The 18,629-nt window shown below is 47.5% G+C and carries 17 protein-coding genes; 9 read left to right on the top strand and 8 right to left on the bottom strand.

The window, feature by feature from the left end; all coding sequences use genetic code 11:
• Positions 1–73 precede the first annotated feature (73 nt).
• Entirely contained in the window at positions 74–2,599 is a 2,526-nt protein-coding gene (locus F7R58_RS07780; protein ID WP_158064367.1) for a prolyl oligopeptidase family serine peptidase, read from the top strand.
• 13 nt (positions 2,600–2,612) lie between these two features.
• Here F7R58_RS07780 and F7R58_RS07775 read toward each other — a convergent pair whose 3' ends face one another.
• From F7R58_RS07775 to F7R58_RS07760, 4 genes are all read right to left on the bottom strand, one after another.
• On the bottom strand, positions 2,613–2,882 hold the full coding sequence (locus F7R58_RS07775) for a DUF6520 family protein (protein WP_158064366.1): 270 nt from the start codon (positions 2,880–2,882) through the stop codon (positions 2,613–2,615).
• 32 nt (positions 2,883–2,914) lie between these two features.
• A complete protein-coding gene (locus tag F7R58_RS07770) occupies positions 2,915–4,420 on the bottom strand; it encodes a MauE/DoxX family redox-associated membrane protein (RefSeq protein ID WP_158064365.1) in 1,506 nt (501 codons plus the stop codon).
• Positions 4,421–4,509: 89 nt separating this feature from the next.
• Positions 4,510–4,689, bottom strand: coding sequence for a hypothetical protein (locus F7R58_RS07765; RefSeq protein WP_158064364.1), 180 nt, complete (start codon positions 4,687–4,689; stop codon positions 4,510–4,512).
• A 26-nt stretch (positions 4,690–4,715) separates the two neighbouring features.
• Positions 4,716–4,967: a hypothetical protein gene (locus F7R58_RS07760; protein ID WP_158064363.1), complete on the bottom strand. Its 252-nt coding sequence runs from the start codon at positions 4,965–4,967 to the stop codon at positions 4,716–4,718.
• 271 nt (positions 4,968–5,238) lie between these two features.
• On the opposite strand from F7R58_RS07760, the gene F7R58_RS07755 reads away from it, so the two are divergent.
• From F7R58_RS07755 to F7R58_RS07745, 3 genes are all read left to right on the top strand, one after another.
• Positions 5,239–6,951 (top strand): helix-turn-helix domain-containing protein, encoded by a 1,713-nt coding sequence (locus F7R58_RS07755; protein WP_158064362.1) that lies wholly within the window; start codon positions 5,239–5,241, stop codon positions 6,949–6,951.
• A gap of 18 nt (positions 6,952–6,969) precedes the next feature.
• Positions 6,970–7,821: an RteC domain-containing protein gene (locus tag F7R58_RS07750; RefSeq protein ID WP_158064361.1), complete on the top strand. Its 852-nt coding sequence runs from the start codon at positions 6,970–6,972 to the stop codon at positions 7,819–7,821.
• 807 nt (positions 7,822–8,628) lie between these two features.
• Positions 8,629–8,832: a hypothetical protein gene (locus F7R58_RS07745; RefSeq protein ID WP_158064360.1), complete on the top strand. Its 204-nt coding sequence runs from the start codon at positions 8,629–8,631 to the stop codon at positions 8,830–8,832.
• Positions 8,833–9,410: 578 nt separating this feature from the next.
• On the opposite strand, the gene F7R58_RS12955 is transcribed toward F7R58_RS07745, so the two are convergent.
• Positions 9,411–9,584 (bottom strand): hypothetical protein, encoded by a 174-nt coding sequence (locus tag F7R58_RS12955; protein WP_187695220.1) that lies wholly within the window; start codon positions 9,582–9,584, stop codon positions 9,411–9,413.
• A 185-nt stretch (positions 9,585–9,769) separates the two neighbouring features.
• Between F7R58_RS12955 and F7R58_RS07740 the strand changes: the two genes are divergently transcribed.
• From F7R58_RS07740 to F7R58_RS07725, 5 genes are all read left to right on the top strand, one after another.
• Entirely contained in the window at positions 9,770–10,528 is a 759-nt protein-coding gene (locus F7R58_RS07740; protein ID WP_158064359.1) for a hypothetical protein, read from the top strand.
• Position 10,529: 1 nt separating this feature from the next.
• Complete coding sequence (locus F7R58_RS07735) at positions 10,530–10,934, top strand: DUF5675 family protein (protein ID WP_158064358.1); 405 nt, start codon at positions 10,530–10,532, stop codon at positions 10,932–10,934.
• A complete protein-coding gene (locus F7R58_RS07730; protein WP_158064357.1) occupies positions 10,931–11,149 on the top strand; it encodes a hypothetical protein in 219 nt (72 codons plus the stop codon). The genes F7R58_RS07735 and F7R58_RS07730 overlap by 4 nt, the downstream gene beginning before the upstream one ends.
• Positions 11,150–11,190: 41 nt before the next feature.
• Entirely contained in the window at positions 11,191–11,340 is a 150-nt protein-coding gene (locus tag F7R58_RS12950) for a hypothetical protein (protein ID WP_187695219.1), read from the top strand.
• A 1,975-nt stretch (positions 11,341–13,315) separates the two neighbouring features.
• Entirely contained in the window at positions 13,316–14,101 is a 786-nt protein-coding gene (locus F7R58_RS07725; protein WP_158064356.1) for a glycosyltransferase family 32 protein, read from the top strand.
• A 77-nt stretch (positions 14,102–14,178) separates the two neighbouring features.
• Here the strand turns inward: F7R58_RS07725 and F7R58_RS07720 are convergent, their stop codons facing one another.
• The 3 genes from F7R58_RS07720 to F7R58_RS07705 all read right to left on the bottom strand — a co-directional run bounded on the left by F7R58_RS07720 (position 14,179) and on the right by F7R58_RS07705 (position 18,627).
• The gene (locus F7R58_RS07720) at positions 14,179–16,695 is read right to left on the bottom strand and encodes a multicopper oxidase domain-containing protein (protein ID WP_410493617.1); all 2,517 of its coding nucleotides are present in this window, start codon (positions 16,693–16,695) and stop codon (positions 14,179–14,181) included.
• Between the two features lie 477 nt (positions 16,696–17,172).
• The gene (locus tag F7R58_RS07710) at positions 17,173–17,577 is read right to left on the bottom strand and encodes a hypothetical protein (protein ID WP_158064355.1); all 405 of its coding nucleotides are present in this window, start codon (positions 17,575–17,577) and stop codon (positions 17,173–17,175) included.
• Between the two features lie 840 nt (positions 17,578–18,417).
• Positions 18,418–18,627, bottom strand: coding sequence for a helix-turn-helix domain-containing protein (locus tag F7R58_RS07705; protein WP_158064354.1), 210 nt, complete (start codon positions 18,625–18,627; stop codon positions 18,418–18,420).
• Between the last annotated feature and the right edge of the window lie 2 nt (positions 18,628–18,629).

Here is an 18,629-nt window from a genome sequence, read left to right as displayed (position 1 = left end):
GCCGAAGGGTCATCCTCAACCTCAACCTCAACCTCAACCTCAACCTTAACCTTAACCTTAGCCTTAGCCTCTTATGAAACAAACAATACTAAAACTCCTTCTCCTTCTTCTGTTTCTCCTGTCTGCCCTTCACGCCGCCCAGGAAATGCGTGAAGCGTCGCTTTCCCGTCTTATTAAAACAACCGAAGACATAGATTTCCTTACGGCCAGTGACAGCGGCCGGTGGGTCACATGGCGCAAAATATATGACCGGAAGAACGATACCCTGCGAATCCAAAGTGCGGCGAACCGGACGCGGTATTTTAACCGGCTGCAGATCCTTCGCCACGGTTTTTTCCGGCAGGATGAGATCTGGCTGATCAGTAAGGACGGAAATGGAGAGTGGCTGAATATGAAAACAGGAAAGTCCGTCGGCTTCACTGGTGTGGCCGCCATGGAGTATCTTCCTGCTTCGGGCCTGCTGCTGATTCAACATGATAAGAAACGGCGCGGTGCCCTGATCCTTATGGATGCCGGGGGCAGAACCGTGCGGAAGATGGAACATACGGTCGCCTGCACTGCCGGACCTTCAGGGACGGTTTTCGCGGCAGTAGAAAGGGAGGACGGAAAAACTGCTGTGATCAGCATTACAGCACAGGGCAGCCGCGAACTGCTCGTCGTTCCTGAAAAGGTCACTGTACTGAAACCGGAGGAGGACGGGAAGAGGCTGTTGGTCTTTCTGTCAGGGCACACAGGTAAAGACCTGGCTGCTGTAAATTTGCAGTCCGGTAGGGTAGCCCGGCTCTCAGACCCAGCAGGGCCCGTTCGCAGTGTTGCGACGCTGGGGTCGCCTTTCGGCAGCATTTATTCCCTCGAACTTCTGTGGCCGGAAAAACAGCAATTGACCTCCGGTCCCGATATCTGGTATGGCAGCGACCGGGATCTCATAAAGAAATTTTATCCGGATCATCAGCTCCCAAATGTAATATGGGACGCAGAAGAGGGAAAGATCTTAAAGGAAATTACCGGCGGTTACGGAAGAACCGCAAACCTCAGAAGCGACAGATATTTCCTGAATTATAATCCCACGGAATTGCAGGACTATACGCAGGGTCAGCCCCCTTTAAAACTGTACCGCTACGATGCGGTCACTGGCCAAAGAGCCGTACTTGATACAGTCCGGCAGCAGCTTTACAGTGATCCGGAAGGAAAATGGCTGCTGAGTCCGGTGCTGAATACACCGGTTTATAACGAACTTCGCGAAATACCGGAAACACCGTGGAATCTGTACCGGTTGGCAGATGGCAGCAAAACGCTGCTTGACCGGTCCGGAATGCAGACCCCTTATTTTACCGGCAGGGGAGACATCCTGTTTGACGGTATCGGGGGCCTCCGCACTGTCGATCCCGCCAACGGTAAGGTTACTGTGCTGGCACCGTTCCCGGGCTCCAATGTGAAATTGCTGAACGGTAAAAGTACCGCACTGCTCAGTGGAAATCTTTTACAGGTAACGGAGGCCCCTGCCGACAGGCCTTTGCTGCTTGAAGTCACACAGCAGGAGAGTGGCAGTGTAATGTACTGCCTGTGGCAGCGCGGCGTCACCACGGTCATCATACCGTTTACAAAGGACCTGATACGGAAATTTTCGGGCGACAGCCAACTGCGGCGCTTTACATGGATACGCGAAAATTACAACCGGGTACCCGAAGTTCAGACGGCTGTTGCGGGACGAAAACCGGTCACCCTTTATAAAAGCAATGTCGGCCGTCCCGAAGCAGCAGAGGTTAGGATGGAGTACACAGCCTATAAAGGTCCGGATGGAAAGTTCCTGAGAGGAATTCTGTATTATCCCGCCCGCTATGATAAAAGCCGCAAATACCCGGTTGTCGTGCATATTTATGAAAAGCAGAGTCAGAATGCCAACCGTTTCCTGAAACCCTCGATGAAGCAGTCCTTGGGTTTCAACATTCGGAACCTCTTGGAAAAAGGATATTTCGTCTATCTGCCCGATATCTCGTACGGTGACGACGGCCCGGGTCTTTCGGCCCTGCAGTGTGTGAACGCTGCAATGGATGAGTTGGTGAAAAACCCCGCGGTTGATGAGGTAAGGATCGCGTTGGTCGGTCAGTCCTTCGGCGGTTATGAAACCAACTTCATTGCCGGACACAGCAAACGCTTTGCTGCTTTTATTTCCGGGACTGCGCATATTGACATTGTTCACGACTATCACTCATTTAACTATAATTACTTCAAGCCGGATTTTTGGAGATATGAGACCTATCAGTACCGGATGAGCGTACCGTTTGCGAAAGACAGGCAGAAGTATTTCGACAACAACCCGCTCTATAATGCCGACCGCGTCAGTGCACCGGTGTTGCTTTGGACAGGTTTGGAAGACCAGAATGTAGACTGGCAGGAAACGCGCACATTTTACAATGCCCTCAGAAGGAATGATAAGAAGGTGATCGCCCTGTTTTATAAAAATAACGGCCACGGGATGATAGATGAAAAGTCGCAGACCGACCTTTCCCGGCGCCTGCTCGACTGGCTGGATTACTTTCTCAAGGATGTTCCCATAGATTGGATCGGAAAAGAAATGAAAAAGGATGCTAAGTTTTAGCATCCCTTTTTAATTAATTGATCTTATAGAGCGGTACCCCGCACATGGTACTGTTCACTTCCTGATAGAGTTGATGAACAGTAGCCCCGTCATCCCATGTACATAGCTCCCCAACCTGCGTCGTACAGTCCACGGGAGTTTCAATACATTTCACCACCGGTGCGGAAGGGTCATACCTGAACCCCACCGGCACAGCGTCGGCTTTTTTCTGTGTGGCATTCGAAGCGAATGCACTTCCTGCACCGATCATTATAACGGCTGCAGGTAAAATGAATTTTTTCATCTTGTTAAAATTTAAAATTTTGCCTACTCTGTTTAAGGTTTTCGGCTTCCCCTGCTTTTAAAATACCGGCTAACGTTCTGCGCAAAACGGTACCGGATAAGTTCACTGCCGGCCAGAACAAACAGATGTCGGTCTGTGGCCAGAAACTGTATTCGTTTAATATTTTCGGGTCGGCTGAGGTAAAAACTGCCCGTGTAAAGCTGTTCTTCAGTGGAATACACGTCAATTACTGCGGCGCGCTTCCGGAGGGTTTTATCTTCATGCAGCCCCGGCCGGTCCGATTCTATAAAGATAAGACCCCCGTATGCCGATGCCTTTTTGTTCACGGTAACCGGTGGTGCGCTCATCTGTTCAGCCCCTGTCGGAAGACGTACGGACTTCACGCGCTGCACTCTGGCCGTATCAATGGTGTGATAGTTCGCGAACTTCCGCATCCCGTAATCGGTTACCAGAAATTCATTCCGGTAGTAGTACAGGTAGATCAGCTTTTCTGTGGCGGGGTCCTGAAGCAGCTGCCCGTCAGCGCCGAATATACCGTCCCGGCCATGCTTCAGAAGTTTTTCGTGCAATTGGAGCGGTTGGTCGGCCTGCGGCTTCAGCAGTCCAATTACATGGCTCCTCGTTTTACTGCTTTGGGTACGGATACCGAAACTTAGGGAATCGGTTACTTCCAGCTGGTCAAAATATGCCTGTTTATGGCTCAGGGTCTTAGCTTCGGCCTGTCCCAGTTCTCCGGTATAGATCACCGGAACACTGCCGTCGTAGGCATAAAACCGGTTTCCGCTTACAGCAAGCCGTACCGACCGGAACAGGTAGGGGCTGTGGTCAGGCTTGATCTTCATCTCCTTCAGCACAGTCAGGGCGGAGTCAGCGGCAGTCAGCAGAAATGGCGCTCCGGTATTCCCCAGCCAAACCTGATTCTGGGCTGTTCCGGCAAAATAGTAGCCATCACCCGGCAGCGTCAGACGTTTTTCTTCAGTCACAGGGTGGGGCATATACCGTCTCGTAAAATTGTTTTCCTTTTTAATGATATGTTCTGAGGAAAGAAAAAGAACAGTTACAAATCCCGAAGCAGTCACCAGCAGCACGCCCAGATGAAGCACTTTCCTGCGGCCCTTAATATGATCTCCCGCAGCAATCCACATCCCCGCCGCCCCAAGTATCACACAGGCAATATTGAATATCAGATGCTCTGTCCAGCCCAGTTCCTCCAGAATGCCGCCGCATGAGCACGGTACAAAAGCACTGAAATTTAAAATAAGATAAATATACACGGTGAATGCCGCCATAATCCCCGTCGACAGGTAAAGTGCCGTAATTTTGGTTCGCTCAAAGCAGAACAGCAATACGGTTATAAGCTCACCACCGATGACTCCGTACGATACCGCTTCTGCGTAGGCACTCAGTAACGGCGACTGTGCCAGCTGTATCTGGAATTCTTCAAATTCCAGTACTTTGCTTAATGCGGCATACGTAAACAGCAGCATAAAAAAGTAACAGATTATCCGTACAGTAGTTGATTTTAGATCTTTCATCATTTAGATTTAATTCAGTAGTTCACGTCTGGTTCATTCATGGCCGGGCTTTTAAAGTCAGAGCTTCGGATTCTTCTGCGGTGGCTGTTCCGCTATCCGGGCCTGATCAGTCTCCAGCGTACTTTTTTTCCGCAGTATTCCGGCATGATCTGGTTTTTAGCCAGTACCGCTGTGGTCGTAAGTGAGCCCGTTATTTCCCATTCTCCGGATTCCGGACAGAGGCTTCCGCTCGCGGCGGTTTTGGGTATCGGTAGTTCTGGTATCTTCTTCATGGGATGGTGTTTCTTGCTGATTTTCATTACGGTATGGTGCGCCACTGCTGCCTGTCTTTGGTGGGTTCATCATCGTCATCATCGCCGGTGTCGCTTGGTCTCGCCGTACTGCTGGTTTTTGTACTGTCTCCTTCATAAGGGTCACGCCCTGTGGTAATCCTGGATTCATCCCGCTCTGCGGAACTGTGGTCGCTGGTTTCTGCCTCTCCTTCAAGGGGTCTGCATGCGGTTGCGGAAAGAAGGCACATGATCATAAATATTGAGATAGACTTTTTCATTTTTGTAGATTTTTAAAAGTTATCCCAACCGGTTGGGTGAGTAGAATTCTGACCCGAAATTACCTGCTCCGGCAGCCGAAAAAAAGCGTATTGGGGCATCATGTATCCATTTTTATGTCATTATGTATCCATAAACCCTTCGTTATATAATTGGTAATCAGGTAAATAGGGTAAAAGGTTGGTGTGAGGCAGTTTTGTGCAGCGGTGGCCGTTCCGTTTAAATACTTTTTAGGTAAATTTGACTGATTCTCCCTTCTTTTAACTGGCGGAAATGTTTAAAAATGTATTCAGTATTTTTTTTACACTTGCCTGCGTTTTCACGGGTGCGCAGGAAAAGGGTGCTTTTCCTTACAGGCAGTTTATGGAAATATATGACCGCTATAAAGAGAACGATGTACGGGCACTCCCGTTTGTACAGATCCATGCACAGCAGGCGCGGAAAGACGCCAGACATAAGCAGCTCCTTCTCGCTTTCGAGCATGGTGTTTACTTTTCTGCGGACAGACAGGATAAATTGCGCTATGCCGACAGTGCTGTAATTACGGCAAAGAGGTTGGGCGACAGCGTGAAGATCAGCAGAGCCCTGCTTGGTAAAGGGGTGGTGTACTACTTCAGTTTTCGCAACTATAAAGCGGCCATGCACGAATATCTGAATGCCTTCGGATATGCTGCCGGAGATCCGGATTCTTATCTCCAGCACAAAATACGCTATCACCTTGGTGAAGTGAAAAGCTACCTGGGGCACTGCGATGAGGCACTGATTCATTTTGAAAAAGCGCTGCGCTTCTTTGAGGAAAACAGAGTGCGCACGGCGAATCCTAATGAATGGCACAATTACACCAGAGGGTATTTAAACACCCTGCATCAGATGATTGTCTGTAATCAGAAGATGGACCGCTGGCACGTCGCTGATTCGCTGTTGGCCACAGCTTCTGCCCGGATCCGTGATCTTGAAGGTTTTGAACAGGAGAAGGGCTATATTTATAAATGCCTTGGCCGTTCCGAATATGAAAATGGCAGTTATAATTCGGCAATAGTACTTTTCTCACGCTCACGAAGCCTGCTGTCGGCACCGGACGATTTCGCCTGGAATGCTGTAAATGATTTTTACATCGGAAAATCCTACCTGAAATTGAAGCAGACGGAGGATGCGGTAATTTTCTTTAAAAAAGTAGATTCTTCATTTACCAGACATAATTTCATTTTCCCGGAACTTCGGGAAAACTATGAACTCCTTATTAAGCATTATAAAAATACGGCAGATGCCGGCCAGGAACTTTATTATACGCAGCAGTTGCTGAAGGCTGACGATTTTCTGTACTCCGATTTCCGCCACGTAATGTCGCGTATGCACAAAGAATACGATACAAAAACACTGGAGGCAGAGAAGCTCCGGCTTCAGCAGGATTCCCGGCGCAAAAATATATTTATTACGGTGCTGGCTGTTACCGGTAGTATGTTGCTGATTTTTGTGCTCTACAGGTATTACCGTAGCCGTCGGATTCACAGAAAGTACCTGCAGTTGCTGCGTAAGTTAGAGGACCTGCAGAAACAGACGGAGTGCCTTCCTGAAACGGTGGATTACGGGAAAAGGAAATATGAATACAAAGACGAGGTGGTACACGATCTCCTTGAAAAACTAAAGAGATTCGAGGAAACCAAAGGCTTCACTGCAACAGGTCTTACCCTCCGTAAGTTGGCGGACAAACTGGGGACCAACGGAACCCACCTTTCCTACGTAATAAACCAGTATAAAGGTATGAACTTCCATACCTACCTGAAGGTACTGCGCATAAATTACATTACTCACTTGCTGTATACCGACCGAAAATACCTGAATTACAATATGGACGGTCTCGCAAAGGAATGCGGAATGCTTAGACGCCAAAATTTTTCTGATCACTTTTACGAAATTAATGGACTCCGGCCGAGCGAATTCATAGAAAAATACAGAAAAGAGAACCGCGACCGTGACCAAACATGATTTAATATTCCGTTGTATATGAATTCAAAACTGCTGTTTAAAAAATGTGACCTGCTGTGGAACCGGTTAACCGATAAGACGGAACAGCTCCGGCGCGATGCGCATGATTTTTTTTACTTTGCCGAGTGCGTACTGGCGGAAACAGACACGGCCGTACGGCAGCTGAAAACCTGGGTGGCTGCCCATGAATTTGACTGTTGGCAGGCTGAAGTCACTTTTTTCCGGGAGATCAAGCCCAAATTTGTAGCACAGTTTATTTACTACACAAAAATTCTCTCACTGGAAGCCTCCGTTCCGTACGGCAGCGGCACTGAACTTAAAAAATACTATGAAAAGGAATTGACCGCGCTTGAGTATTTCTCCTCAGAGAATCATGATTTTCTCAACTATTACAGGCGCCGCGCCACCTATCTCGATTTAAAATATTTTGTCCGCTACCGGTACGATATGAAAGTGAAACTCGCTCCGGACCTTCACAGCTACGATGAGAGATTTTCAACCTCTCATGACATTACGGTAGCGCATATCCTGGCCAATGCTCAGCTGGAAACGTATATTAAAGAAAAGATTTCAGACAGCGGAAAATCTTTATTGCCGCAGGCTGTTCCGTATAATCCTTTGCCGTGGACAGCCTCCAAAGCGTCACTGATTGAACTTTTGGTAGCCCTTCACCATACCAAATGCTTCAGTGGCGGCCGCGCGGATCTCGCCGAAGTCATGCGGTGGGCAGAGCGGTCACTGGAGGTGGATCTGGGTAATTACCACAAAACAATAGGGGAGATCCGGAACCGCAAAACCGACCGCACCAAGTTCACCAAAACACTTCATGACAGCCTGAACAGGTTGTTCGATGATCTGGACGGGCAATAACCGTAGAAATACGGGCCGGCAGTCTCACATTTACAGAACTGATCTCACCTCAGGCAACTGAGTAATATAAATGCTTAGCCTGTGTAAATCTGTACTTACAATACTTCAGCATATTGTTTTGGCACCTGTAAGCCGCCTTCCTGTTACGCCATACAACGTTTTGTCCACCCACCCGCGCTGCAGTTCACCTGCATGGCGGTACCCTTTTATAAGTTTGGATTAGGAAAGCTCTTTTTTCCTGATCATCCGTTTTTTTTTGATCTTCCACGCCACATTTTTGCAGAATGAATCAAAACAGTCCGTTTAATCTCTTTGCTTATTATGGGGAATGTTCATTCTGGAAAGACCACCTTTAAAATGATCTGAGCTGTGGCTGCTATTAAATGTAAACCGCTTAGGTAACCGCAACACCTTGCGGTCACCTCGATAGCACTTGCTTCGGTTAGTGTACTCCGCCTCTGTGTTGCCCGGGCAGCCGCCTGGTCAAACCTCTGCAAATGGATTTCGCTTACCTGAAATGCCCTTTTACCGGCCTTTGGACAGTTCTGTCTTTTGTTCCTTGTTTTTAATTGATCTGCGGGCAGATTTTTTTTGGGGACTGACGGTACAGAGCGCCTTTTATGCGGGGATTTCCAGCGTTTACACGGACTGGTCTTTTGCGGGAGCCGCCCTTTTTTATTATCTGCGCTAAAGTATATTTGCACCTTCTGCCGGTCTGTTATAATAAAATCGTTCGTTACTACCGAAACTCTTCCGTTCAATATTGCCGGTGTTTTCTAAGCTTTAACACAGTTAAAAAACACAGCCATGAAACCACGCCCAACCCGCCTTTGCATTTACCCCAAAGACATCCAGCGCATTACCGGCAAAAGCGAGCGCTACAGCCGTAACCTCATGCAACGGATCAGAACCTCCCTGGGCAAGCAGCCCCATCACCCCGTCACCTGGCTCGAACTCGCCACCTACCTCAACCTTCCGCCCGACCAGATCCGCGAACTCATTCTGGACTGACACCCATCGCCACCTGCCTAAACTGTTATATTGTTACATTGCTACATTACTACACTGTTACATTGCTACGCTCGTACATTGCTGCATTCTCCTATTTAAAATCTCACATCTCCCATCTCCAATCTCAAATCTGATGTCTGATGTCTGATGTCTGATATCTGATATCTGAAATCTAACATCTTCCCTCAAACACTCAGCCACTCTCTACCCCAATATCTCTCCGTTCCCTCCGCACCCCCACCGTGATCTCCGTGGTTAAACAAACCCACTTTTTACATTTTTCATTTTACTTGGCTCTTACTTCAAATAATGCCCCTACGGGGCTCCAGAATCTTAAAAATGGAAAACTGCAAATCATCAGCTGCTACACTGCTACATTGCTACATTGGTACATTGCTACATTGGTACACTGCTACATTTGTACACTCGTACATTGCTGCATTCTCCTGTCTAAAATCTCCTATCTCCCATCTCCAATCTGATATCTGATGTCTGATGTCTGATATCTGAAATCTGAAATTAACATCTTCCCTCAAACACCCAACCACCAAACCACCCTAGCATTTAACCCTTACCCCTTAACCTCCTAACCCCTTAACCTTAACCTCACCCTTAACCTCAACCTTAACCTCAACCTCAACCTCACCCTCAACCTCCTTACCCGATACTTCGGGGATACTTCGGGGATACTTCGGGGATACTTGGGTGAAACACCCTCCCTTTTTCCCGGCACATTCAGTCCTTTCCGGCATAATGCGTCCTTTTCAGTCTGAAAACACCTCTTCCGGCACAAACTTTCTCTTCCGGCAATAACCGCCGCAACCGGCACCGGCACTTGCTTTCCTGGAATTTTAACCCAAATTTTACACCGTGATCACAAAAGGTTTTTACAGGTGTACCTCAACATCTGATGGTTAAATTTTTAAAACGTAAAGTCATGCCTAAACAAAGAGGAATTATTAAACTGGACGGTACCATTGGCGACATTACCTTCTACCGTACCAAAGACGGCTATATGGCCCGTGAGAAAGGCGGAATTTCCGCACAGCGTATGCAGACTGACCCTGCCTTCGAGAGAACCCGCGAAAACATGGCCGAGTTCGGTCGTGCCGGTCAGGCCGGCAAATACCTGCGCAACTCGGTAAAGCAGCTCATTAAAGGCGCGTCCGACAGTCGGATGCAGAACCGTATGACCCGCGAAATGGTGAAGGTGATCCATCTGGATGCTGTTAATCCGCGCGGTCAGCGAAATGTCATCGACGGTGAAGCGGAACTGCTCCAGGGCTTTGAATTCAATGCGGGCTCTCCGCTGGAAACCAGCTTTACGGCACCGCTCACAATTACTCTGGACCGTGCGACCGGTGATGCCAATATCTCCATCGCACCCTTTGTGCCTCAGGTAGAGGTGACGGCACAGCCGGGAACCACGCATTTTAAACTCGTTGCCGGTGCTGCCGACATTAACTTTGAGACCGGCGATACGGTTGCTGCAACAAGCGAAAGCACCATGTTGCCTTTCACTGCCGTGCCTACAACGGCCATAGAACTGGAGAACGCGCTGCCGGCTGCTTCTGTAAATCCGCTGTTCCTGTTTTTCGGGATCAGCTTTTACCAGGAGGTGAACGGCTTTTTCTATCCGCTGAAAAACGGGGCCTTCAACGCCCTGCGTATCGTAAGGGTTTCAGGTACTCCGTAAGATGGAAGCGATCCTACTCAGAACCTATGGTCCGGGCGGTGTAAACGGCAAATTGCTTTTCTATGGGGAGGAAATCTGCCGCACACTGGAACTGCCTTGGAAGGAGAATAAACCGGGGGTATCCTGCATCCCCGAGGGCAGCTACGCCCTTAGGCGCCGCTTCAGTCCCCGGTTTAAGAACCACTTTGAGATCTTGGGAGTTCCCGGCAGAAAGTACATTCTCTTCCACGCCGGAAATGATGCAGTCAAAGAGTTGCGCGGATGTATAGCACCGGTGCTGCAGCACACGGGAGAGGGCAGGGGCCTCCATTCACGGATGGCCCTGCAGAAAATGAAAGACCGCCTGTATCCTGTCCTGGACAAAGGCATTAATTTGACATTAACAATAAAAGAAGCAAAATCATGAAAGAGATTATTCAGAGACTTCAGGCACCCACACCGAAGTTCTTCCGCCGGCTGCGCAATGTCGGTCTGCTCCTTACAGGCGTCGCCGGCGCCATTGCCACTGCTCCGGTTGCTCTGCCGGCAGCTGTCGTCACTGCTGCGGGCTATCTGGCCCTGGCGGGCGCCATTGCCGGGGCGGTGAGTCAGACCGCGGTAAAGACCGGGCAGCAGCCTTGATGCTCTTCGACACTTCCCAGCGCGTAGGCGCGGCAGGCGGCATGGCGCTCGTACTGCTCGTCCAGCTCGAAAGTTCCGAAATACTGAAGACCGTGATCCTGGCAGCCGTTGGCGGCACCTCCAGCTACCTGGTCACCCTAGCAGTAAAATTTCTTCTGCACCGCCTCAGAAAGAAAAACCCCAACCCCTAGCGGATCGGCCTCCTTCACCGGAGGCCTTTTTTTTCCGCCGGAAGCCGCTGTCATCCCGTCGTAGACGGGATCTCTCCTACGTTAAGCGGACCCTCGCGTATAACACTCGAACACTCAATCACTCAAAAACTCAAAAACTCAAACATACTGCTACTTTGAAAGCCTCTGTGTCCTCCACGCCTCCTCCGTGTCTCCGTGGTTAAACTAAACCTACTTTTCAGTTTTGTCATCTCGTCGCCGACAAGATCTCTTCCGCTTACAGCGGAAGCCACTTTTGTGTCCCTAGTGCAAAACCCTCGTGCCCTTTGTGGTTAAAAAAACACCGCTAGCCTTTGGCTCCAAGGCTGGTCGCGGTGCCTATCCGAGCCACTTTGTGATTACTTTTTTCATCAAGACAATTCGCTGATAGCGAATCGCTGATTCCATTAAAAATATAAAAAAGCTGAGGCAAAAAAGTAACGTGTGAACCTAAATGCGTATTACCGCTGCCGCACTTTTACCTTTTTACTTCGCTCTTACCAATTATCACCTGCCACTGACAGCAGATAGCGTACCTACGGCACGCCCATTCTCCTCCCTAATTCCCTTCTACACAGATGATGTTCCTACGGAACATTATTTCCACAACTCCACAACTTTACACCTCAACACCTTAACGACTTTACAACTTCACACCTCAACGACTTTACTTTCTAACCTTCTCACAGAATCTACTTTGGGCTTGCCGCGTCACTCCCTACGGTCGCTCCTCGCAATGACAGCCTTGTAAGTTTGGGAAATGTCGCTAGCCTCACTTTTTACTTTTTACTTCTCCCTTGGCTCTTTCTTCTTTCTTCTTTCCTCTTTCTTCCCTTTTGTCATCCCGCAGCGATCCCTTCCGAAACACTCGGATGCCTCACGCCGATACCTACCGCACGCAACGACCTAGGAGCTTTTTGCGTTAATAAAAACAGATTTTTCTTCATTACGTTGCGGTATCCTGTGGAAACAATAAAAACTTCCTCTGTCCGACGCGCGACACTTATCCTCTTTAAACTACTTTCATTCGTTTTCGCGCTAGTTTGATAAACCTGCCGCAGGCGAGGTTCGCCGATTCAAAATAAAATAAAAACTATGAGGCAAGTTTTCTACAAAGAAAAATTTGTTTTTTAGAAAAAAGATCCAAGTCTTGAATCCTTCGCAGAAGGATCGCCGATTCCATTAAAAAAAATAAAAATAAGTGAGGCAACTTTTTGGTTACTTTTTTCATCAAGACAATTCGCTGATAGCGAATCGCCGATTCCATTAAAAATAAAAAAAACCTGAGGCAAAAAAGTAACGTGTGAACCTAACTGGATATTACCGCTGCCGCACTTTTGCCTTTTTACTTCGCTATTACCAATTTGCACCCTCCACTGCCAACAGATAGCGTACCTACGGCACGCCCATTCTCCTCCCTAATTCCCTGCTACACAGATGATGTTCCTACGGAACATTATTTCCACAACTCCACAACTTTACACCTCAACACCTTAACTGCTTTACAACTTCACACCTCAACGACTTTACTTTCTAACCTTCTCACAGAATCTACTTTGGGCTTGCCGCGTCGCTTCCTTCGTCCGCTCCTCGCAAAAACTTCCGTGTAAGTTGGGGATTGCAGATCATCTCAACACATCCCCCGTATCCTCCGCGCATCCTCTGTGTCTCCGTGGTTAAGAAGACACCCTTGGCTAAAACTCGACGCCCCTTTGTGCCCCTTGTGTAAAACCCTCGTGCCCTTTGTGGTTAAAAAGACTTCTCTGGTCATAAACCGCTTTACAATTACTTTACAACTCAACACCTTGGCCTGGGCTGTCTCAGGTACATTGCTCCATCGGTACATTGCTCCATTGCTACACTGCTACATTAATGTACTGCTGCACAATCTTACCTCTTCTCTTTGAATTTAGGTTCAATCTTTGCAGCCACCCATCCATATTCCAAAATCTACCACATGATTCCCAAAAAAATACATTACTGCTGGTTTGGCGGGCAGCCTAAGCATGAACTGGCCGAACACTGCATTGCTTCATGGAAGCGTATTCATCCCGATTTCGAGATTATTGAATGGAACGATTCCAACTCGCCGCTGGACGATAACCCGTATGTGCGCGAGGCGTATGCGCAGGGAAAATGGGCCTTTACGTCGGACTATGTGCGCTCCAAAGTGATGTACGAACATGGCGGCATTTATTTGGACACCGATATGGAACTTAAACTGCCGCTGGATGAGTTCCTGAACGAGCAGGCCGTCTGCGGTTTCGAGGTGAAAGGTGTGCCGTACTCCGCTTTTTGGATGGCCGAGCCGAAACATAAGCTCTCAAAGGATTTTATGGACTGGTACACCCGGCAGGAAGGTTTTTTTGAACGCATAAATACCGATATCTTCTCCGAAATGCTGGAAAAGGAATACGGTGCCAACCGCGACAGTGACACCATTCAGGAGCTTAAACACGGTGTGAAACTGTATCCGTCGGTGTATTTCTCGCAGGATCTGCCCCGGAATTATGTAAGCCACCACTTCAACGGCTCCTGGTTTGGCGGCGATGCTGAGAACACGCATAAAAAGATGGTCAACGTTTACGGTCTTCTGGAACGTCTGGTGAATTATCCTGATGCGGCTAAAGCGGTAAGGAGCATCATTGACGAACATAAGATCATCGACATCAGTAAAGTGTTGGATTTAATTCCGAAAGAAAAGATCAGGGAGTATCTGCAGGAAAGCCAGGCCGGAGATTAAGTTGGATTTTGTATATCTTCATGCACATACTCCAACAAATCCCCGGCTGACATTCCGGCGCTTTGCACCGTATAATCTTAATAGCTTAGCGTAATACCTGCCCCCCAGCTCATATCACTGTCATAATGAGTGGATATTCCTATATTTTTGGTGACAATATATTTAAGACCTGCCATATATTCTTTGTCGGTATTGACCATAAAAGCTCCTCGCAATCTAGGTGTCAGCGGTATGTCTTCACGCATTAGCTGGAAACGGACAATGCCGTCTGTAAATATTTCAGCCTGCAGATCGACCAGCAGCGGAAGTTTGTACACCACACCCGCGCTGAAGGTTTTCCTTTCATCCTTAGTGCTGGCCTGACCGAAAAGATTCTTTTCAATATTCTCCCTGTCAATTTTTCTGTAATGGTAATTGAATCCGATAAATGGTCTTAGCCACTGCATGCGGTCCACATATCTTCCGAGTTGGGTTTCGACCTCGTAACCGTGATGGTCATTATATCCCAACCGCCATTCTGTGCTCAGTTCCCAACGTGTATTGGAAAGCATGGCCATCCCGTCGTTTCCATTGGTCGCAAAATCATTCTCGGCCATAAGATGCCACATATCGCTCTCTCGCTGCAGTTTTTTATAAGCTGAGGCTCTGTCCGGCAAAAGTGGATTCTGATAATCACCCACAGTGAATACTCGGTTCATACCCGCCATCATATGATACAGAATATGACAGTGAAAAAACCAGTCGCCATCCTGGTTGGCGGCAAACTCAATTACATTGGTTTCCATTGGCATAATATCCATGACGTTTTTAAGCGGAGCCTGGATTCCGTTTTTATTGAGGACGCGGAAATCAAAACCATGAAGGTGCATCGGATGGCGCATCATGGAATTGTTATAAAGCGTAATGCGGAGTATCTCACCCTTTTTTACCAATATTTTATCAGATTCGGCCAGCACTTTATCGTCCATGCTCCATACATACCGGTTCATGTTCCCTGTGAGGGTAAATTTCAGGTCGCGCAACGGCGCGTCTTTGGATAATGAAGTATCATAAGGCGATTTCATCATTCCGTAGTTCAGTGTGGTGATTCCTGATGCGGGCATTTGGTGCTTCGAATGGTCCATTTCGGCATCTTCGGTTTCCATTTTCATGGTCGCATTGTTTTCCGCGATGATTTCGGGATACATAACCTGATTCATATCCATGGTCTGGTAACTCATGTCCATGCCCATATCCTTCATGTCGCCGTTCATTTTCATCATATCGTTCATCATTTTCATGCCTTCAAAATATTTGAGTTTTGGCAATGGATGATGGAATTTACGGACGCCTTCTCCAATATAAACAGATGCTGATTTCGTTCGGTCTTCGGGGGTAACGAGGAGTTCATAGGAGGTGTTTTCTTCCGGAATTTCAACTACAATATCCACAGTTTCAGAAACAGCAAGGATTAGACGGTCTACCTCCACGGGTTCAATATCCAGTCCGTCACTGGCCACTACTTTCATTTTTCCGCCGGCATAATTAAGCCAGAAATAAGAGGAAGCCCCGCCGTTGGCAATTTGCAGCCGTACTTTGTCACCGGCTTTGTATCCTGCCAGCTGGCTTTCGGTTTTCCCGTTAACCAGAAATGCGTCATAGTAAACGTCGCTCACATCCATGGCCAGCATGCGCTTCCACTCATTGGTAAGCTTGGTTTTGAAATGTCCCTGTTTTATGGCTTCAGAATAGCTCTGCGTAGCGCCCTTCTTGATTGCGAACCAGTCGTTCGCATTGCGGAGCATCCGCTGAACATTATTGGGGTTCAGGTTTGTCCACTCGCTCAGGATCAGATGTTCCGTAGGCAAATCATCAATTCCTTTGCGGAAGGTAGGATCATCAGCGCGCTTTTTGAGGATCATCATGCCATACATCCCGATCTGTTCCTGCAAACCCGTGTGGGAGTGGTACCAGTGGGTGCCGTTCTGAATAATCGGAAACGTATAGGTATAAGTGGAATTCGGCGGTATGGGTTTCTGCGTAAGCCATGGTACTCCGTCTTCTCGGTTTGGAAGATGGAGGCCGTGCCAGTGCAGCGAAGTTTCTTCTTTCAACAAATTATGCACCACGATCTCTGCGGTATCGCCTTCGTAAAATACCAGTTTCGGCATCGGAATCTGGCCGTTTACCGCAATTGCACGTTTCTCTTTTCCGGCAAAATTAACCAGGGTATCTTTCACGTAGAGATGATAGGTTACTTTGCGCCCGCCTTTCAGATTTTTATCAGCCAGCGGGAATTTGATTGTAGGTACTGCAGTTGGGTGGTGGGTGTGAGCATCCAGACTTCCCTTCTTCGGAACCAAATTCATCCCGCATTTCGGGCATTTTCCCGCTTTTTCTGAAACCACTTCAGCATGCATCGGACAGGTGTATTTTTTTTGCGCAGCTTCATGCTGATGATTATCTGAAGTAGGATGTGTGTGTTTATTGACCGAGACAGCGTGCTGCTCACTTTCGTTTTTTGCGACGAGGTTCATCCCGCATTTCGGACACTTGCCGGGCTTATCAGAAACCACTTCGGGGTGCATCGGACAGGTAAACGTTTTGTGCTCCATTTCTTTCTGAGCGGCGTCCGTCTTAGGCTGCACGAGTTGATGAACTCGTGCTGAATCGTTTGCTTTTGCAGAAGCTTTAAAGTTTGGTGAAATAGGTTTTGTGACCGCCGGTTTAGGCTTAACTGTAGGTTTCGCCACTGCATTTGTAGGAGTAGCTTTAGCCTTAGCGGCTGTTACCTTTTTTACTGCTGCCTTTTTAGGGGGAATGGCGGCCGGTTGCGGCTTCTTCATAACCGGTGCGGGTCTGGCTGCCGGCTTTTTTACCGCAACAATTTTTTTTACCAGTGTCATGCCACAAATCGGACAGTCGCCGGGTGCTGATTTCACGACCTGCGGGTGCATGGGGCAGGTATAAAAACTTTTGGTGCTCTGTGCATATGTATTTATGGATATTGCCACAAACATAAAGAGCGCTAGTAGATATTTCATATTATATCATTATTTAATTCTTAACAACTTGCAGTCAGTCCTGCAATATTAATTACTGATCAAAGTAAATTTCTTTTTAAAAAAGACTTCATAATTGGCTTTATCTTCAAAGTAAACAACGTTATCATTTTTATCCGAAATAGCGATTACAGCGGTGGCTTTATCAATCATTTTATTCGATACGGGATCATACGCCATCCGCGCACTCTCTTCCTGTGGAATCCTTACCTGGCAGTTTTCGCAGCAGCCATAATAGGTTTTGCCTTCATGTTGCACTTCCAGTTGCCTTTTGCCCATATAGGCGTTGTTGACCATACACACCTGGTCATTGGGCACAATATCGCCAATTGTAAAAGCGGTCACGGCAGTGTGCGTATTGTCGGTTTGCGGATTATTGCAGGAAACGAGAATTACCGATGCGAAAGCCAGTATTCCCAGAAGAATATTTTTCATTAAATTTTATATTACAGGTTAATTTTTAGTTTCCTTGTTTAGAAACTGCTTACGAACATCGGGATCCTCAAAAATGTCATCGGCCGAAAAGGAGACTATTTTGAAAGATTTACTCTTACGGGAGTAGTAGAAGTTCAAATTTATTTACAGCGCCACTAAAAGAACAGGGATAAAGTGTTAAAAAACACTTCACGACCGGACATAACTCGGGCTGTAAGAAAGAAGTATTAACCTATTTTGGGCGGTTGCCAGATGGTATGGAATCCACCTGAGTAATGGGGATTCTGATAATAGAAATTGGAATTGTTGCGATAGTAGCCGGAGGCTTCAGTTTTGCAATACTCTAATAATTTACTCTCAGTGGCAGCAGTATACTGAACTGATCCACAAAGGTTGCCGCTGCAGTTTCCTGAGCATCCTTCGGTTTGACAATTGTGTGATTGGGGATGACAGCATTCGTCCCTGCAATCTCCACTGTCGCAGGATAGCTGCATTGCCGCGAATGACGGTTTAATGAAAGTTCCGGTAGCTACACTCTTTTTAAAATACTGTGTATCCTTCTTGCTGCAAGCTAAGCTCACCCCCGGCGCCAGAAATAACGCGAGTGTGAAAGAAAGTAACAGGATTTTTAAATTTCGGTGCATAATAAAAAAGTACAGTACAAAAATAGGAATTTCTTATATATCTGTCCGTACCTCCTCACATTTTGTACATAATGAATTAATTCCAACATGTTTCCCATTGTGAAGACTGGTATCAACTGTGACAGCGGATATAGATACGATTTCAATAGTCTTCAATAACTTTAAGACAGTATTTTGGTTGTAGAAATCACTTCTTTTATTCCTCACTCACAAACTCCAGCAAATCCCCCGGCTGGCAGTCCAGTGCTTTACAAATGGCCTCCAAAGTTGAAAAACGCACGGCTTTGGCCTTGCCGGTTTTCAGGATGGAGAGGTTGGAGAGGGTAAGGTCAACTTTCTCTGAAAGTTCATTCAGCGACATCTTACGTTTGGCCATCATGACGTCCAGGTTTACAATGATCGGCATGG

This window comes from Chryseobacterium sp., from assembly GCF_008831505.1.
In the GTDB taxonomy this organism is placed as follows: Bacteria; Bacteroidota; Bacteroidia; order Flavobacteriales; family Weeksellaceae; genus Marnyiella.
This window is presented reverse-complemented; position numbering and strand designations above follow the sequence as displayed.

Coding starts and splice junctions, on each gene's coding strand:
- F7R58_RS07780 (WP_158064367.1), top strand. CDS start 74: ATGAAACAAACAATACTAAAACTCCTTCTCCTTCTTCTGTTTCTCCTG.
- F7R58_RS07775 (WP_158064366.1), bottom strand. CDS start 2,882: ATGAAAAAATTCATTTTACCTGCAGCCGTTATAATGATCGGTGCAGGA.
- F7R58_RS07770 (WP_158064365.1), bottom strand. CDS start 4,420: ATGATGAAAGATCTAAAATCAACTACTGTACGGATAATCTGTTACTTT.
- F7R58_RS07765 (WP_158064364.1), bottom strand. CDS start 4,689: ATGAAGAAGATACCAGAACTACCGATACCCAAAACCGCCGCGAGCGGA.
- F7R58_RS07760 (WP_158064363.1), bottom strand. CDS start 4,967: ATGAAAAAGTCTATCTCAATATTTATGATCATGTGCCTTCTTTCCGCA.
- F7R58_RS07755 (WP_158064362.1), top strand. CDS start 5,239: ATGTTTAAAAATGTATTCAGTATTTTTTTTACACTTGCCTGCGTTTTC.
- F7R58_RS07750 (WP_158064361.1), top strand. CDS start 6,970: ATGAATTCAAAACTGCTGTTTAAAAAATGTGACCTGCTGTGGAACCGG.
- F7R58_RS07745 (WP_158064360.1), top strand. CDS start 8,629: ATGAAACCACGCCCAACCCGCCTTTGCATTTACCCCAAAGACATCCAG.
- F7R58_RS12955 (WP_187695220.1), bottom strand. CDS start 9,584: ATGCCGGAAAGGACTGAATGTGCCGGGAAAAAGGGAGGGTGTTTCACC.
- F7R58_RS07740 (WP_158064359.1), top strand. CDS start 9,770: ATGCCTAAACAAAGAGGAATTATTAAACTGGACGGTACCATTGGCGAC.
- F7R58_RS07735 (WP_158064358.1), top strand. CDS start 10,530: ATGGAAGCGATCCTACTCAGAACCTATGGTCCGGGCGGTGTAAACGGC.
- F7R58_RS07730 (WP_158064357.1), top strand. CDS start 10,931: ATGAAAGAGATTATTCAGAGACTTCAGGCACCCACACCGAAGTTCTTC.
- F7R58_RS12950 (WP_187695219.1), top strand. CDS start 11,191: ATGGCGCTCGTACTGCTCGTCCAGCTCGAAAGTTCCGAAATACTGAAG.
- F7R58_RS07725 (WP_158064356.1), top strand. CDS start 13,316: ATGATTCCCAAAAAAATACATTACTGCTGGTTTGGCGGGCAGCCTAAG.
- F7R58_RS07720 (WP_410493617.1), bottom strand. CDS start 16,695: ATGGAGCACAAAACGTTTACCTGTCCGATGCACCCCGAAGTGGTTTCT.
- F7R58_RS07710 (WP_158064355.1), bottom strand. CDS start 17,577: ATGAAAAATATTCTTCTGGGAATACTGGCTTTCGCATCGGTAATTCTC.
- F7R58_RS07705 (WP_158064354.1), bottom strand. CDS start 18,627: ATGCCGATCATTGTAAACCTGGACGTCATGATGGCCAAACGTAAGATG.